Below are 16,766 nucleotides of genomic sequence, written 5' to 3'. Positions count from 1 at the left end.
ATGTCAACTATGTCGATATCGTACGATGGTGCTACGCCATTGGTATTAGATGAGGCTGCGGCGGCGAGGCGGCAGATTGTCGTCGGCCGATGCAAAAGGCCCATCCCGGGTTGGGGATGGGCCTCTGGTGCGGCAGCGTCGGAGGGGCAGTCAGGCCGCTACCAGCAGTCCGCGCATTTTCTGCAAGGCCTTGGCTTCGATCTGCCGGATGCGTTCGGCGGAGACCTCGAACTCGGCGGCCAGGTCGTGCAGCGTCGCAGTTTCGCCATCTGCCAGCCAGCGGGCTTCGACGATGCGCCGGCTGCGCGGGTCGAGGGCGGCCAGCGCCTGGTGCAGGCCTTCGTCCTGCAGACGGGCTTGGGCCTTGTTCTCGAGCATCCGGGTCGGTTCGTAGCGGCTGTCGGCCAGGTAGTCGATCGGCGCGAAGCAGTCATCGCCATCGTCCGGGTTGCCTTCGAGTGCCAGGTCGCGACCGCTGAGGCGGGTTTCCATTTCGACCACTTCGTCGCGCTTGACGCCGAGGCGCTGGGCGACTTCCTCTGCCTGCTGGCCGGAAAGGGTGTCGACGCCTTCGTAATCGGCCTTCATGCTGCGCAGGTTGAAGAACAGCTTGCGCTGGGCCTTGGTCGTTGCCACCTTGACCAGTCGCCAGTTCTTCAGGATGTATTCGTGAATCTCGGCCTTGATCCAGTGCATCGCGAACGAAACCAGACGGACACCGCGGCCCGGGTCGAAGCGCTTGACCGCCTTCATCAGGCCGATGTTGCCTTCCTGGATCAGGTCGGCATGGGGCAGTCCGTAGCCAAGGTAGCCGCGGGCGATCGAGATGACCAGACGCAGATGCGAGAGCACGAGCTGGCGGGCGGCATCGACATCGCCATCGTTATGGAAGCGCTCGGCCAGCCGGATTTCCTCCGCTTCGGACAGCATCGGGTAGCGGTTCGCCACCTGGATGTAGGCATCGATGTTGCCGACGGCCGAGGGTACGGGAAGCGCCAGGGCATGGGTCATAGCGTAGAATCCTCCGTAATCTGACAGAACTATTTTAGCACTCGCTGCCTGAGAGTGCTAAGTATGGGGCAAGTTTCCGGCGCGTGTGTAACAAAATTCAACTGCCATGTTCATGAGTGCTGCCGCGCCGCCCGCCGGGCGGTATCGCGGGCGTTTCGCGCCGTCGCCGAGCGGTCCGCTGCACTTCGGTTCGCTGATCGCCGCGCTGGCGAGTTGCCTGGAAGCCCGCTGCCGGGGCGGCGAATGGCTGCTGCGCATCGAGGATGTCGATACCCCGCGCAATGTGCACGGCGCCGCCGATGCGATCCTGCGCACGCTGGACGCCTGCGGGTTCGCCTGGGACGGTCCGGTGCTCTACCAGAGCAGCCGCTTGTCCGCTTACGAGGCGGCACTGGACGTGCTGCGCGGGCGGGGGCTGGTCTATCCCTGTGCCTGCTCGCGTAGCGAGATCGCCGCGGCCGCGAGCCGGACGGCGGTCGATGGCGGTCTCCTCTATCCCGGTACCTGCCGCAATGGGCTACGTTCCGGCGGCGGGGCGCGTGCCTGGCGCTTGCGGGTGGATGACGCGGTGCTCGCTTTTGCGGACCGCTTGCAAGGTGTGGTCGAGCAGCACCTGGCGGACGAGGTCGGCGATTTCGTCTTGCGCCGCGCCGACGGCATTCATGCCTACCAATTGGCGGTGGTCGTCAACGATGCCAGCCAGGGCATCACCGACATCGTGCGCGGCGCCGACCTGCTCGCCTCGACGCCGCGGCAACTATGGCTGCAGCAATGCCTGGGTTATCCTCGGCCGGGTTACGCCCATCTGCCGGTGGCGACCAATCCGGCCGGCGAGAAATGGTCCAAACAGACCTTGGCGCCGGCGCTGGCGGCGGGGCAGGCGGCATCCGAACTGGTGCGGGCGCTGCGTTTCCTCGGTCAGCCGGCGCCGGCCGAACTGGCGGCGGCAAAGGTGGATGAGGTCTGGGCCTGGGCGCTCGCCAACTGGTGCTTTGCCGCGATTCCCCGGGGGCCGGCGATCAGCGTTCCGGCGACTGTTGGCTGACCTGTTCGCTGGTTCGCCAGTGGCGGTCGCCGTAGCCGGCGAAGCCAACCAGCAGGCGCACCAGGCCGTAACTGAGCCAGCGCAGGAAGCGCGAGTGCCAGGGCTGGCCAGCGACGTCCTGCGCGCGTAGTTCGCGGCTGCCATCGCCGATCGCTTCATGCAGGCTGGCGTGGAGCTCTTCGGCGAAAGCGCGGTCGTGGGCGACGATATTGGCCTCCTTGGCGAGCAGCAGGCTGAAGGGGTCGATGTTGGACGAGCCAACGGTCGCCCAGTGGCGGTCGATGACCGCAACCTTGGCGTGGAGGAAGCTCTTTTCGTATTCGAAGATGCGGATGCCGGTGGCCAGTGCGCTGGCGTAGAGAGCCTGGGTGGCGTAGCGCATCAGAGGATGGTCGGTCTTGCCCTGGAGCAGGATGGTGATGTGTACGCCGCGTCGGGCGGCGGCGTAGAGGGCGCGACCGAAACGGAAGCCGGGCAGGAAATAGGCGTTGGCGATGAGGATTTCGTCCTGCGCGGCCTCGATCGCGTCGATGTAGGCGTTGAGGATGTCGTTGCGGTGGCGGATGTTGTCGCGGATCAGGAAGGCGGCGGTCTGCCGGCCCGCTGCCGTGCAGCAGGGCTGGAGCAGCGGTGCCAGGCGGAAGCGGCGGCGGAAGTTGACCCAGGTGACGATTTCCCACATGCGCCGGACGGCGTGATGGATCGGCGCCAGCAGCGGGCCTTCGACGCGCACCGCGTAGTCGTAACGCGGCCGCATCTCGACCGGCGCGTTGTCGTCGTCGACGATGTTGATGCCGCCGACGAAGGCGATCATGCCGTCGATCACCGCCAGCTTGCGGTGCAGACGGCGCAGGCGATGGCGCTGCATGTGGAAGCGGCGGATCTCCGGTCGGTAGAACAAGGCGCGGACGCCGGCGGCGGCCAGTTGCGGCCGGAAGTCGTCGGCGAAATTGCGGGCGCCGAAACCGTCGACCAGCAGATTGACGACGACGCCTCGACGCGCCGCTTCGCACAGCGCCGAGGCGACTTCGTGGCCGATCGGGTCGGCGGCGAAGATATAGCTCTCCAGATAGATTTCCCGCTGCGCGCCGGCGATCGCCGCGAGCAGCGCGGGAAAGTAGTCGCGCCCGGAGTTGAGCAGCGTCAGGCGGTTGCCGGGCAGGAAGTCAGGACTCATGCCTCGTCAGTCGCGCCGACAGCGCGGCGTGGTCGGAAATTGCCGACCACGGCGGGCCGTGGTGCACGCTGGTTTCGCGGACGGCAAAGCCGCGCACGTAGATGCGGTCGAGCCGGAACATCGGCATGGCGGCGGGAAAGCTGCGCACCGGACGGCCGCCGACTTCCTGCGAGAAAACTTCCTGCAGGTTGAGGCGGCCGGCCAGTTGCTGGCAGGCGCGACTGCGCCAGTCGTTGAAATCGCCGGCAACGATCAGCGGCGCGGCGGGATCGTCGAGACGATCCAGGTAATCGGCCAGGGCGTCCATCTGGCGGCGGCGCGAATGGCCGAACAGCGAAAGATGGACGCAGACGCAGTGGGCTGGCGGGCCGCCGGGCAGTTCGATCCGGCAATGCAGCAGGCCGCGTTTCTCGAACTGCAGGTGAGTGACGTCCTGGTTGTGGATGTCGATGATCGGGAAGCGCGAGAGGATCGCGTTGCCGTGGTGGCCGCGGTCGTAGATCATGTTGCGGCCGTAGGCCGCCTGCCAGATGTCTTCGGCGAGGAATTCGTGCTGCGGCGAGTCCGGCCAGTCGGCGTGGCGCTCGGCATGGCCGAGGTGCAGGCCCTGCACTTCCTGCAGGAAGACCAGGTCGGGGTTGAGGTGACGCAGGCGCTCGCGCAGTTCGTGCACCATCATCCGCCGGTTGAACTGCGAAAACCCCTTGTGGATGTTGTAGGTGACGACGTGCAGGGCCTGCGGCATGGGCGTCCGGTCAGGAAATGGCGAGCATGCGGTCGAGCGCCAGACGGGCCAGCCTGGCCTCGTGCTCGGGCACCCGGATCGGATTGACGACCTTGCCGTCGGCCAGGTTTTCCAGCGTCCAGGCGAGGTGCTGCGGGTCGATGCGCTGCATCGTCGAACACATGCAGATGGTGGTCGCCATGAACTGGACGATCTTGTCCTGCGGCAGCACTTCCTTCGCCAGGCGGTCGACCAGGTTGAGTTCGGTGCCGACCAGCCAGCGCGTGCCGGCCGGCGCTTCCTTGATGGTCTTGACGATGTGCTCGGTCGAGCCGACGTAGTCGGAAGCCGCGCAGACCTCGAAATTGCACTCGGGGTGAGCGATCACTTTCCCTTCCGGGTACTTGGCGCGGAAGGCGTCGATGTGCGATTTCTGGAACATCTGGTGCACCGAGCAGTGGCCCTTCCACAGCAGGATGCGCGCCTTGCGGATCTGTTCGGGGGTGAGGCCGCCCATTTCCAGGTCGGGGTCCCAGACCACCATCTCGTCCATCGGGAAGCCCATGTTGTGGCCGGTCCACCGGCCGAGGTGCTGGTCGGGGAAGAACAGCACCTTGGGGCGCTGGGCGAAGGCCCATTTGGCGATGGTGCCGGCGTTCGACGAGGTGCAGACGATGCCGCCGTGTTCGCCGCAGAAGGCCTTCAAGTCGGCCGCCGAGTTGATGTAGGTGACCGGCGTGACTTCCTTTTCGACGTCGAGCACTTCGCCCAGTTCGCGCCAGCAGCGTTCGACCTTGGCCAGGTTGGCCATGTCGGCCATCGAGCAGCCGGCGGCGAGGTCGGGCAGGATGGCGATCTGGTTGGGGGCGGTCATGATGTCGGCGACTTCGGCCATGAAGTGGACGCCGCAGAAGATCACGTATTCCGAATCGGTCTGCGCGGCGAGTTTGGATAGCTTCAGCGAATCGCCGGTGAGGTCGGCGTGCTGATAGATGTCGGCCCGCTGGTAATGGTGGCAGAGGATCACGGCCCGCTTGCCGAGCCTGGCGCGGGCGGCGCGAATGCGCTCCTGGCAGGCGTCGTCGGCGAGGTCGTTGAAGGGAGCGAAGGAAAGGGTCGCAGTGTGCATGCTGATTCCGGAAATGGCGCGGACGGCCGCGCGAAAGGACGAATTATCCCTGATGCCAGGGCAGGCCGGCGCGCCGCCAGCCACCAACGGCATTGCGATGGCCGTTGGCGTCCTTGTCGCCCTCGAAGCCTTCGAGCACGTTGTAGCAGTTGGTGTAGCCGGCGTCGCTGGCGGCCGCGGCGGCACCGATCGAGCGGACGCCACTGCGGCAGATGAAGATGAGCAGCGCTTCCGGATCGACCTGGCGGCGCAGTTCGGCAAGGAAATGCGGGTTGCGGGTGCCGCCCGGGTACTGGTTCCATTCGATCTCGATGGCACCGGGAATGCGTCCGACCCAATCCCATTCGGCGCGGGTCCGCACGTCCACCAGGCGGGCGCCCGGGGCATGCAGCAGGAGTTCGTGGGCCTCGGTCGGCAACAATTCACCCTGGTAGGGGCGTTCCAGCCCTTCGGCCCGGGAATGTGCGATGTCGAGAATGTCGCTGAGTTTGCCCATGGTGGATCGCTGCTAGAATCTTGGCCCTACAGTATATAGGACAGACCCGATGGGAAAAGTGGATTCCGGGCCGCCGGGCAGTGCCGCAGCGCGTGCCGGCGAGGCGCAAAGGGCGACCTGGGTCAGCGTGCTGGTCAACCTGGCGTTGACCGTTGTCCAGTTGATCGTCGGTTGGCTGGCGCATTCGCAGTCGCTGGTCGCACACGGCCTGCACTCCTTTTCCGACCTGCTGTCCGACTTTCTCGTCATCTGGGCGAGCCGGCAGAGCGTGCTGCCGGCCGACCGCGCTCATCCCTACGGGCATGGTCGCGTCGAAACGGCGGCGACGTTGGCGCTCGGGGTGTCGCTGGTGCTGATCGGCGCCGGTATCCTGTGGGATTCGGGTATGCGCCTCGGCGAGCACGCCAGCCAGCCGGCGATCGCCATGCTGGCTTTCTGGATTGCCGTCCTCACCGTTGTCGCCAAGGAAGTCCTGTATCGCTACCTGATCCGGGTTGCCGAAAAACTGCGTTCCCAGTTGTTGACCGCGAACGCCCTGCATACCCGGGCTGATGCGGCGTCGGCGCTGGTGGTCGTGGTCGGCATCGGCGGTGCGCTGCTCGGCTGGGGCTTCCTCGATTTGCTGGCGGCGGCGCTGATGGGTTTCATGATCCTGCGCATGGGCGGCAAGCTGGCCTGGGAGGCGATCGAGGAGCTGATCGACACCGGGCTCGACGAGACCCGTGTCACGGCGATCCGCAACACCCTGCGCACGACACCCGGCGTGCTCGATCTGCATGCCCTGCGCACCCGGCGCATGGCGCATCAGGTGCTGGTCGACGCCCATGTCCAGGTCGATCCCCGGATCAGCGTCTCGGAAGGTCACCATATCGCCGAGTCGGCACGGGCGGCGGTGCTCCGGGCGCACCCGGAAGTGCTCGATGTTCTCGTACACGTCGATCCGGACGACGATGTCGAGCCCGATCGTTCAGCGCTTGGCCTGCCTGATCGCGAAGCCCTGTTGCCGCAGCTCGCGCCCCTGCTGACTGATTTGCCGGCGCCGGCCAGGATTGTCCTGCACTATGTCGGCGGGCAACTCGAAGTCGATCTTTATTTCGCTTACGGTTCGTTGGCGGATTGTTCCTCCCTCGCTGATATCGAGGCCGGCCTGGCTGGTCGTTTGCGGGATTTGCCGGTGGTTCATGCGCTGCGCTTGAACTACTCGTCGGCACCGTAATGGTGCTGCGTTCTTTTGTGTGCACTATAATGGTGCGCAAGATTGCTGGTGCTTGATCGCAGTCCCTTGTGGCACAATGAAAAACTTCGCTCGGGACCCTTGGCATGCTTTCTGCTACCTCTCAGGCGCTGGATTTTGAATGTTGCCGGCCCGGCCGGCATCCTGTTTTCTTAGGAGACTAACGCGTATGGCAACCCCGCAAGACGTGATCAATCTGATCAAGGAAAATGACGCCAAGTTCGTCGATTTCCGCTTCACCGACACCCGTGGCAAAGAACAGCACGTTACCGTGCCGGTCTCCGCTTTTGATGAAGACAAGTTCGAAAACGGCCATGCCTTCGATGGTTCCTCGATCGCCGGCTGGAAGGGCATCCAGGCTTCCGACATGCTGCTGATGCCGGATCCGGCAACTGCCTACATCGATCCCTTCTTCGACGAAACCACCGTCGTCCTCAGCTGCGACGTCGTTGATCCGGCCGACGGCCGTGGCTACGACCGCGACCCGCGCTCGATCGCCAAGCGCGCCGAAGCCTACCTGAAGTCCTCCGGCATCGGCGATACCGCCTACTTCGGTCCGGAACCCGAATTCTTCATCTTCGACGGCGTCGAATGGTCGGTCGACATGTCCGGCTGCAACCTGAAGATCCACTCCGCCGAAGCGGCCTGGAATTCCGGCGAGAAGAACGACGGCAACGGCGCCACCGGCCACCGTCCGGGCGTCAAGGGCGGCTACTTCCCGGTTCCCCCGGTCGACAGCCTGCACGACATCCGTTCGGCCATGGTTCTCACCCTCGAATCGCTGGGTGTGCCGGTCGAAGTGCATCACCACGAAGTGGCCAACGCCGGCCAGTGCGAAATCGGCACCGTGTTCTCGACCCTGGTCAAGCGCGCCGACTGGACCCAGATCCTGAAGTACGTGGTGCACAACGTTGCCCACCAGTACGGCAAGACCGCCACCTTCATGCCGAAGCCGATCGTCGGCGACAACGGCTCGGGCATGCACGTTCACCAGTCGATCTGGAAGGACGGCAAGAACCTGTTCGCCGGTGACCAGTACGCTGGCCTGTCGGAAACCGCCCTCTACTACATCGGCGGCATCATCAAGCACGCCAAGGCGCTGAACGCGATCACCAACCCGGGCACCAACTCCTACAAGCGTCTGGTCCCGCACTACGAAGCTCCGGTCAAGCTGGCCTACTCGGCCAAGAACCGTTCCGCTTCGATCCGCATCCCGTTCGTCGCTTCGACCAAGGCCCGTCGTATCGAGACCCGCTTCCCGGATCCGATCGCCAACCCGTACCTGTGCTTCGCCGCGCTGCTGATGGCCGGCCTCGACGGCATCCAGAACAAGATCCACCCGGGAGATCCGGCCGACAAGAACCTGTACGACCTGCCGCCGGAAGAAGATGCCAAGATCCCGACCGTCTGCGCCTCGCTCGAAGAAGCGCTGGACAGCCTGGACAAGGATCGCGAGTTCCTGACCCGCGGTGGCGTTTTCTCCAACGACTGGATCGATGCCTACATCGCCCTGAAGATGGAAGAAGTGAACAAGATCCGCATGACCACGCACCCGGTCGAGTTCGATCTGTACTACTCCTGCTGATCGCCAGCGGAAGCAGAAAGGGCGGGGATTTCCCCGCCCTTTTTTTGTTCACCTTTCGGCAAGTCGGTCGTTTACTCCGGTACACTGACCCGGTTTCCAGGAAGCATGACGATGACACGCAAGCTGCTAATTTTCTCCCTGGCGCTGGCACCGCTGGCGCTGTCGGCCCAGACCATCTACAAGTGCACCGATGCCGGTGGCGGGGTCCTGATCTCCAATAGCCGGGTCAATAAGAATTGCCAGGCGATCGTCAGCGAAGAGCACAACACGGTCCCGGCAGCGCGCAGCGCGCCGCGCGCGGCGGGGAATCCGACGCCGGCGGGTTTTCCACGGGTCCAGGAAGATACCCAGAAGGCGCGCGACGGCGACCGTCGCCTGATTCTCGAACAGGAACAGGCCGGCGAGCAGCGCAAGCTGGAGCAGGCGCGCAAGGAACTGGCCGAACAGGAAGCCATTCGCACCGGCAACGTTGCCGAGCGGACCGCGCCCTACCGTGACCGCGTCGCCCAGCACGAACGCAATCTGCAGGCGATCCAGAAGGAACTGGGCGGATTACGCTGAGGCGCCGCGCTTGCCGACCTTGTACCAGGCGGCGTAGAGCGCCGGCAGGAAGAACAGCGTCAGCGCGGTGGCGACGATCAGGCCACCCATGATGGCGATCGCCATCGGTCCGAAGAAATCGTTGCGCGACAGCGGGATCATCGCCAGCACGGCAGCCGCGGCGGTGAGCACGATCGGCCGCAGGCGGCGCACCGTCGATTCGACGATCGCCTCGCAGCGGGCGCGGCCGCTCGCCAGGTCCTGCTCGATCTGGTCGACCAGGATCACCGAGTTGCGCATCACCATGCCGAACAGGGCGATCGTTCCGAGCAGCGCCATGAAGCCGAAGGGCTGGTTGAAGACGAGCAGGAACAGGGTGATGCCGATCATGCCGAGCGGCGCGGTGAGCAGCACCATGACGACGCGCGAGACGTTCTGCAACTGGATCATCAGGATGGTGACGACGGCCAGGATGAACAAGGGCAGGCCGGCGCCGACCGAGTTGCCGCCCTTGGCCGATTCCTCGACCGAGCCGCCAGGAACAATGCTGAAACCGGCGGGCAGTCGCTGGCGCAGGCTGTCGATGGGGCCCTGCAGATGGTCGACGATGGTCGCCGGCTGCGTCGTGCCGTAGAGGTTGGCGCGCACGGTGATGGTTGGCACGCGGTCGCGGCGCCAGACCAGGCCGGGTTCGAAGACCGGCGTCAGGCGCGCGATCTGCGACAGCGGCACGCTGCGTCCGGCGGGCGTCGGCAGCATCAGGCCGGCGAGGGCGGCCGGGTCGTGGCGCTCCTTGTCGCCGCCGCGCAGGACGACCTCGATGCGCTTGCTGCCTTCGCGCAGCGCGCTGACGCTGTAGCCCTGCAGCGACATGGCGAGCAGGGCGGCGACGTCCTGGCTGGAAACGCCGAGCAGACGCGCCTTGTCCTGGTCGATGTCGATGGCGATGGTCTTCGACAGTTCGTGCCAGTCGAAATTGACGTTCGACAGCCGTTCGTCGCTGCGCATGATGCTCGCCACCTCGTCGGCGATGCGCCGCAGTGCGGCGATGTCCTCGCCGGCCACCCGGTACTGCACCGGGTAACCGACCGGCGGTCCGTTCTCGATGCGGGCAACGTTGGCGCGGACCCCGTCGGGCGCCAGCCGGTAATGGTTGATCAGGCGTTCGCGCAGGGCTTCGCGGGCCGCCATGTCGCGCGTCTCGATGATGAACTGGGCGACGTTGCTGGCCGGTAGCTGGCGGTCGAGCGACAGGAAATAGCGGGGGACGCCGCTGCCGATCCACGAGACGTAATGGGAGAAATCGTCGTGGCTGGCGCGGTCGGCCTCCAGCCAGTTTTCTAGCGCCCGCGCGGCGTCCGCGGTGGCGGTTAGCGAGGCGCCTTCCTGCAGGCGCAGTTCGACGTTGAGTTCGAGTCGGGTCGAGTTCGGGAAGAACTGCTTCTGCACCTTGCCCATGCCGAAGATGGCGAGCACGAACAGCAGCAGCGTGACGCCGATCACCAGCCAGCGATGATCGACGCAGAAGCCGACGAAGCGCCGGAAGCGCTGGTAGAACGGCGTGCCATAAACATCGTGGTCGACCGGATGGGACGGTCCGTAGGCGCCGAGCCGGCGCGCCAGGCGGTCGAGGCGCGGCCAGCGCGCGGCCAGCCGGCCAGGCGTCTGCGCCGCGCGCGGGTCGGGCAGCAGCTTGTAGCCGAGCCAGGGAATGGCGATGACGGCGGCCAGCCAGGAAATCAGCAGGGCGATGGCGTTGATCTGGAAGAAGGCGAAGGCATACTCGCCGGTCGACGATTTGGCCAGGGCGATCGGGATGAAGCCGGCGACGGTGACCAGGGTGCCGGAGAGCATCGGCCCGGCGGTGCTGGTGAAGGCGAACGAGGCGGCGCGGGTGCGCTCCCAGCCCTGTTCCATCTTCACCCACATCATCTCGACGGCGATGATCGCGTCGTCCACCAAAAGGCCCAGCGCCAGCACCAGTGCGCCGAGCGACACCTTGTGCAGGCCGATGTCGAGGCTGTGCATGGCGAGGAAGGTGGCGGCCAGGACCAGCGGGATCGAGACGGCGACCACCATGCCGGTGCGCAGGCCGAGGCTGATGAAGGTGACGGCGAGGACGACGATCACCGCTTCGGCCAGGGCTTTGACGAAGGCGTCGATCGAGCGCGTCACGGCGGCCGGCTGGCTGACCGCCTCGTGGATGTCGACGCCGACCGGCAGCGTTGGCCGCAGGCTGGCGAGTTTCTGTTCCAGCGCCCGGCCCAGCGCGATGATGTCGCCGCCCGGCGCCATGGCGACGCCGATGACCAGCGCCGGCTTGCCGGCGAAGCGGACCTGGATGCCGGGCGGCTCGCTGGTGCTGCGGTGCACGGTAGCGATGTCGCCGAGCCGGAAGCTGCGGTTGTTGCTGCGGATCAGGGTGTCGGCGACTGCCTGTTCGCTGGCGAAGGCGCCGCTCGGCCGCAACTGGATGCGCTCGTCGTCCATCTCGAAGAAGCCGGCGCCGTTGACCGCGTTCTGCTGCGCCAGCGCCTGGCCGATCGCCGCCGGGGCGATGCCCAGCGTCGCCAGCTTGGCATTGTCGATATCGACGAAGATCTTCTCGTCCTGGATGCCGAAGATGTCGATCTTGCCGACGCCCTTGACCGGCAGCAGTGCGTCGCGGATGCGTTCCGCCTGGTCCTTGAGCAGCGGATAGTCGAGGCCTTCGCCGGTGACCGCGAACAGGTTGCCGAAGACGTCGCCGAACTCGTCGTTGAAGAAGGGCCCCTGGATGCCTTCGGGCAGGGTGTGGCGGATGTCGCCGATCTTCTTGCGCACCTGGTAGAAGATTTCCGGCATCTGCGCCGAACGGAAGCTGTCCTTGGCGAAAAAGATCACCGTCGCTTCGCCGGCGCGCGAATAGCTGGTCAGCCGGTCGACCGAAGGCAGTTCCTGCAGCTTCTTCTCGATCCGCTCGGTCAGTTGCTGTTCCACCTGCTGCGCGGTGGCACCCGGCCAGTAGGCCTGGATCACCATTGCCTTGAAGGTGAACGGCGGGTCTTCCGCCTGGCCCAGTTGACCGTAGGCGACGATGCCCATCAGGGCGAGGGCGAGCATGAAGTAGCCGACCAGCGTCCGGTGGTGCAGCGTCCAGTCGGACAGATTGAAGCGCTGGCTCATCTCAGCGCTGCGCGGCCGCTGCTGGGGCGCTGCGGGCGACCACTGCCTGGCCCTCAAGCAACTGCGAGATGCCGGCGATGACCACGGCTTCGCCGCCGCGCAGGCCGCCGACGATCTCGGCACCGTCGGCGCGGAAGTTGCCGACGCGCACCGGCACCCGGCGCAGCTTGTCGGCTTCGACGATCCAGACGAAAGCTCCCTGGCCGTTGTCGCCGACCGCTGCCAGCGGCACCACCACGGTGGCGAGCGGTGCCGCATCGAGACTGACGCTGGCCGTCATGCCCAGCATCGCCTGCGGCGGCGCTTCAAGCAGGCTGATGCGCGCCGGATAGGTGCGCGTCTGCGGATCGGCGACGGCGCCCAGTTCGCGCAGTTTGCCGGCGATCGCCAGCTCGGGCGCCGACCACAGGCGGACGGTGATTTTTTCGGCCTGGCGCAGCGCGGCGACGCGGCCTTCCGGCACGGCGACCAGGACTTCCTTTTCTTCCGGGCGGGCGATGCGCAGCACCGCTTGGCCGGCGCCGACCACCTGGCCGGCGTCGGCGAGGACGGCGGCGACGACGCCCGGGAAATCGGCGCGCAGACTGCCGTAGTCGGCCTGGTTGGCGCTGATGCTGCGCTGCGCGCGGGCTTGTTCGAGGCGCGCCTGGGCGGCGTTGAGGGCGTGCTGGCGGGTGTCGAAGGCGGCCTGGCTGACGAACTTGCGCGCCAGCAGACCGGCGTAACGCTCGCGTTCGGCAGCGGCTGTCGCCACTTCGCTCTCGGCGGCGGCGACCTGGGCGGCGGCAGCGCTCGCCGCCAGTTTCAGGTCCTGCGGGTCGAGACGGGCCAGCACCTGTCCGGCACGGATTTCGCTACCGGCATCGACAAGGCGCGCCTCGATCTTGCCGCCGACCCGGAAAGCCAGCTCCACCTCGTGCCTTGCGCGGACCTCGCCGGTCAGTTGCATGCCCGGGGATGGTGCGGCTGTGGCAATATGCACCATCACGGTGCGTTTTTCTTCAGTGCGCTCGGGCGCTTTGCCGCAGGCGCCCAGGGAGGCCAGCACGGCAAGCAGCAGCAAGCGGGAGGCGCGGATGGCGACGGTCATGGCGCAAGCGGGAAAAGGAGTTTCTGGATGATAATGAACAGCGGGTCATTAAGGCAAGCAAGGCGGCACCGCCGCGGGGGCGTCGCATGGGTGTGACCCATGCCAACTTCGCCGGGCTCGATCTCCTGGCGTCGGCGGTATTGCTGATCGACGACGACCAATGCATCCGCTACCTGAACCCGGCCGGTGAGAACCTGCTCGCGATCAGCAGCCGGAGCGTGCTCGGGCGGCGCCTGAGCGAGGTCTGCAAATGCTCGTTGACGCTGCAGTCGGCGATCGACAACGGCCTGCAGAACAACTGGGGCTACACCGGCCAGAACATCGCTCTCGGCCGTGCCGACGGCGAAACCCTGCACCTCAACTGCACGGTGACGCCGCTGCGCCCGGACATCGCCGCCGGCATGCGGCTGCTGCTCGAACTGCAGCCGATCGAGCACCATCTGGCGGCGACGCGCGAGGAAAGGCTGCTCGAACAACAGCAGGCCAACCGCGAACTGATCCGCAACCTGGCGCACGAGATCAAGAATCCGCTCGGCGGCATCCGCGGCGCCGCGCAACTGCTCGAACACGAACTCGGCAACCCGGCGCTCAAGGAATACACCCAGGTCATCATCAAGGAGGCCGACCGCCTGCAGGACCTGATGCAGCGCCTGCTGACGCCGCACCGGGCGATGCTGCCGACGACGGTGAACATCCACGAAATCCTCGAACGGGTGCGCAGCCTGCTGATGGCCGAGTTTTCCGAAGGCCTGAAGATCCGCCGCGACTACGACATCAGCCTGCCCGAACTGGTTGGCGACCGCGAGCAACTGATCCAGGCCGTCCTCAACATCGCCCGCAACGCGGCGCAGGCGATGGCCGGCCAGGGTGAGATCGTCCTCCGCACGCGGGCGTTGCGCCAGGTGACGCTGGCCAAGAAGCGCTACCGCATGGCGCTGGAACTGAAGGTCATCGACAACGGCCCGGGGATTCCCGAGGACATCCGTGAGCGCATGTTCTATCCGCTGGTCTCCGGGCGCGAGGGCGGCAACGGTCTGGGGCTGACGATTGCCCAGAATTTCGTCCAGCATCATCACGGTAGCATCGACTGCTACAGTCGGCCGGGGCAGACGGTATTCACCATCCGCTTGCCCATCGAGCCGGCCTGAGTCTTGCTACAAGGATCGGACAGACAAAGAGAACGAGGCATGACATGAAACCGGTATGGATCGTTGACGACGACCGCTCGATACGCTGGGTGCTGGAAAAGACGCTGTCGCGCGAAGGCATTGCGTTTGCCAGCTACGCTTCGGCAAGCGAAGCGATCGCCCGTCTGGAGAGCGGCGAGGAAGCGCCGCAGGTGCTGGTCTCGGACATCCGCATGCCCGGCCAGTCCGGCCTCGATCTGCTGCAGGAAGTGAAGACCCGCCACCCCGGCGTGCCGGTCATCATCATGACCGCCTACTCCGACCTGGAAAGCGCGGTCGCCGCCTTCCAGGGCGGCGCCTTCGAATACCTGCCCAAGCCCTTCGACGTCGATCAGGCACTGGAACTGATCCGGCGGGCGATCGACGAGTCGATGCACCAGAGTGGTGCGGCTGAGGAAGAGGGCCTGGTGCCCGAAATTCTCGGCCAGGCACCGGCGATGCAGGAAGTCTTCCGCGCCATCGGTCGCCTCGCGCTGTCGCACGCGACCGTGCTGATCACCGGCGAATCGGGCTCCGGCAAGGAATTGGTGGCGCGGGCGCTGCACCGGCACAGCCCGCGCGCCGAGCGGCCCTTCGTCGCGATCAATACCGCGGCGATTCCCAAGGACCTGCTCGAATCCGAACTCTTCGGTCACGAGCGCGGCGCCTTCACCGGCGCCCAGGCGCAGCGGCGCGGCCGCTTCGAGCAGGCCGAAGGTGGCACGCTGTTCCTCGACGAAATCGGCGACATGCCCTCCGAGTTGCAGACCCGCCTCTTGCGCGTGCTGTCGGACGGACACTTCTACCGGGTCGGCGGGCATTCGCCGATCAAGGCCAACGTCCGCGTCATCGCGGCGACCCACCAGAACCTGGAAAGCCGGGTCAAGGACGGGCTGTTCCGCGAGGACCTCTTCCACCGTCTGAACGTCATCCGCATCCGCCTGCCGGCGCTGCGCGAACGGCGCGAGGACATTCCGCTGCTCACCCGCCACTTCCTGCAGAAGAGCGCGCGCGAACTCGGCGTCGAACCGAAGCGCCTGTCCGAAGGCGCGCTCAAGTACCTGTGCGGTCTGGAATTCCAGGGCAACGTCCGGCAACTGGAAAACCTCTGCCACTGGCTGACCGTGATGGCGCCGGGGCAGCAGGTCGAAGTCGGCGACCTGCCCAGCGAGCTGCGCGAAGCGCCGCCGCAGGTGCTGGTCGGCGACTGGGAGAAGGCGCTGGAGGGCGAAGTCGACCGCCTGCTGGCGCGCGGCGTGCCCGACGTGCATGGCCTCTTGTCGCAGAGCTTCGAGCGCATCCTGATCTCGCGCGCACTGGCCCACACCGGCGGTCGCCGCATCGAGGCGGCGCAGGCGCTGGGGATCGGCCGCAACACGATCACCCGCAAGATCGCCGATCTCGGCATCGACGGCGGCAAGGAGGCGGCGGGAGAGTAAAATCTTCCGCATGCCCCTGATCGATCCTGTACTGTTGAAAGCGCGGCTCGGCCCTCTGGCCGGCCGTTTCGACGTCGACGCGCTGGCCGAGTGCGACTCCACCAGCAGCGAATTGTTGCGCCGCGCCGAGCGTGGCGCGCCCTCCGGTACCGTCATCGTTGCCGACCGGCAATCGGCCGGTCGCGGCCGGCGCGGGCGCAGCTGGCTGGCGAGCGCCGATGGCGGCCTGATGTTTTCCGTCCTCTGGCGCAGCCAGCGCGGGCTGGCCGGCCTCGGAGGCCTGTCGCTGGCGGTCGGCGTCGCCCTGCTGCGGGCGCTGGAACGCCTGGGCGCCACCGGCGTCCGCCTGAAATGGCCGAACGACGTGCTGCTCGCAACCCCGGCCGGTGACGCCAAGCTGGCCGGTATCCTGATCGAGCTGGCCGGCGGTCGGCGCGAGGCGCAGGTCTGCATCGGCATCGGCCTCAACCTGCAGACGCCGGCAGGCGAGTTCGCGCAGCCGGTCGCCGGGCTGGCGCAGGCGCTGCCGGTGCTGCCCGAGCGCCATCAACTGCTGGCGACGATCCTCGCCGCCCTGCTCGGCGTGCTCGACGACTTCGCCGAGCGCGGCTTTGCCGCCGTCAGGGACGAATGGCAGGCGCGCCATGCCTGGCAGGACCGGGCCGTGCGGTTGATCGAGGACGGTTGCCCGGAGCGCAGCGGCATCTGCCGCGGCGTCGCCGACGACGGCGCGCTGCTGCTGGAAACCGCCACCGGCTGCGAGCGCATCCTCGCCGGCGATGTCAGCCTGCGGGTGGGCGCATGATCCTTGAAACCTCAGTTGACCGCTTATTTCTCCTTGTGCAGCCGCATGAATGCTGACTTCCGCGCTTGCGATACGACTCATTCGTTGGGTGATGGCGCTACGCGGCCGCTGGCGCGTCTGGACGGGCGCCCGGCTTTGTTGCTCCTCCTTGCAGGCATGA

General features: G+C 66.4%; 14 protein-coding genes. 7 read left to right on the top strand and 7 right to left on the bottom strand.

Annotated elements, in window-relative coordinates; all coding sequences use genetic code 11:
• Positions 1-150: 150 nt before the first annotated feature.
• Complete coding sequence (gene rpoH, locus AC0KWY_RS12140) at positions 151-1,011, bottom strand: RNA polymerase sigma factor RpoH (RefSeq protein ID WP_474025754.1); 861 nt, start codon at positions 1,009-1,011, stop codon at positions 151-153.
• Between the two features lie 112 nt (positions 1,012-1,123).
• Here rpoH and gluQRS point away from each other — a divergent pair, with 112 nt between their 5' ends.
• Complete coding sequence (gene gluQRS / locus AC0KWY_RS12135) at positions 1,124-2,056, top strand: tRNA glutamyl-Q(34) synthetase GluQRS (protein WP_474029724.1); 933 nt, start codon at positions 1,124-1,126, stop codon at positions 2,054-2,056.
• On the opposite strand, the gene clsB is transcribed toward gluQRS, so the two are convergent.
• From clsB to AC0KWY_RS12115, 4 genes are read right to left on the bottom strand one after another with little or no spacing between them, the layout of a single operon-like run.
• Entirely contained in the window at positions 2,031-3,233 is a 1,203-nt protein-coding gene (gene clsB / locus AC0KWY_RS12130) for a cardiolipin synthase ClsB (protein WP_474025753.1), read from the bottom strand. The two genes, gluQRS and clsB, sit on opposite strands and share 26 nt — an antisense overlap.
• On the bottom strand, positions 3,223-3,978 hold the full coding sequence (locus AC0KWY_RS12125) for an endonuclease/exonuclease/phosphatase family protein (protein WP_474025752.1): 756 nt from the start codon (positions 3,976-3,978) through the stop codon (positions 3,223-3,225). Before AC0KWY_RS12125 ends, clsB begins: the two co-directional genes overlap by 11 nt.
• Positions 3,979-3,988: 10 nt before the next feature.
• Positions 3,989-5,086: a quinolinate synthase NadA gene (gene nadA / locus AC0KWY_RS12120; protein ID WP_474025750.1), complete on the bottom strand. Its 1,098-nt coding sequence runs from the start codon at positions 5,084-5,086 to the stop codon at positions 3,989-3,991.
• Positions 5,087-5,129: 43 nt separating this feature from the next.
• Entirely contained in the window at positions 5,130-5,582 is a 453-nt protein-coding gene (locus tag AC0KWY_RS12115; RefSeq protein ID WP_474025749.1) for a rhodanese-like domain-containing protein, read from the bottom strand.
• A 49-nt stretch (positions 5,583-5,631) separates the two neighbouring features.
• On the opposite strand from AC0KWY_RS12115, the gene AC0KWY_RS12110 reads away from it, so the two are divergent.
• From AC0KWY_RS12110 to AC0KWY_RS12100, 3 genes are all read left to right on the top strand, one after another.
• Positions 5,632-6,798, top strand: a complete 1,167-nt coding sequence (locus tag AC0KWY_RS12110) for a cation diffusion facilitator family transporter (RefSeq protein WP_474025748.1) — start codon at positions 5,632-5,634, stop codon at positions 6,796-6,798.
• Between the two features lie 187 nt (positions 6,799-6,985).
• A complete protein-coding gene (gene glnA / locus AC0KWY_RS12105) occupies positions 6,986-8,401 on the top strand; it encodes a type I glutamate--ammonia ligase (protein WP_474025747.1) in 1,416 nt (471 codons plus the stop codon).
• A 111-nt stretch (positions 8,402-8,512) separates the two neighbouring features.
• Positions 8,513-8,962: a DUF4124 domain-containing protein gene (locus AC0KWY_RS12100; RefSeq protein WP_474025746.1), complete on the top strand. Its 450-nt coding sequence runs from the start codon at positions 8,513-8,515 to the stop codon at positions 8,960-8,962.
• Here AC0KWY_RS12100 and AC0KWY_RS12095 read toward each other — a convergent pair.
• Entirely contained in the window at positions 8,954-12,106 is a 3,153-nt protein-coding gene (locus tag AC0KWY_RS12095) for an efflux RND transporter permease subunit (RefSeq protein ID WP_474025745.1), read from the bottom strand. The two genes, AC0KWY_RS12100 and AC0KWY_RS12095, sit on opposite strands and share 9 nt — an antisense overlap.
• Position 12,107: 1 nt before the next feature.
• Positions 12,108-13,196, bottom strand: a complete 1,089-nt coding sequence (locus tag AC0KWY_RS12090; RefSeq protein WP_474025744.1) for an efflux RND transporter periplasmic adaptor subunit — start codon at positions 13,194-13,196, stop codon at positions 12,108-12,110.
• An 86-nt stretch (positions 13,197-13,282) separates the two neighbouring features.
• Here AC0KWY_RS12090 and glnL point away from each other — a divergent pair, with 86 nt between their 5' ends.
• The 3 genes from glnL to AC0KWY_RS12075 are packed head-to-tail and all read left to right on the top strand — an operon-like array spanning position 13,283 to position 16,606.
• Complete coding sequence (gene glnL, locus AC0KWY_RS12085) at positions 13,283-14,344, top strand: nitrogen regulation protein NR(II) (protein WP_474025743.1); 1,062 nt, start codon at positions 13,283-13,285, stop codon at positions 14,342-14,344.
• Between the two features lie 44 nt (positions 14,345-14,388).
• Positions 14,389-15,801 (top strand): nitrogen regulation protein NR(I), encoded by a 1,413-nt coding sequence (ntrC, locus tag AC0KWY_RS12080; RefSeq protein ID WP_474025742.1) that lies wholly within the window; start codon positions 14,389-14,391, stop codon positions 15,799-15,801.
• 10 nt (positions 15,802-15,811) lie between these two features.
• Positions 15,812-16,606, top strand: a complete 795-nt coding sequence (locus AC0KWY_RS12075) for a biotin--[acetyl-CoA-carboxylase] ligase (RefSeq protein ID WP_474025741.1) — start codon at positions 15,812-15,814, stop codon at positions 16,604-16,606.
• Positions 16,607-16,766 lie beyond the last annotated feature (160 nt).

The sequence above is a fragment of the Azonexus sp. MM2026_4 genome, assembly GCF_055901855.1.
The sequence above is the reverse complement of the archived record's forward strand: the minus strand, read 5'-3'. Positions and strand labels throughout refer to the sequence as shown.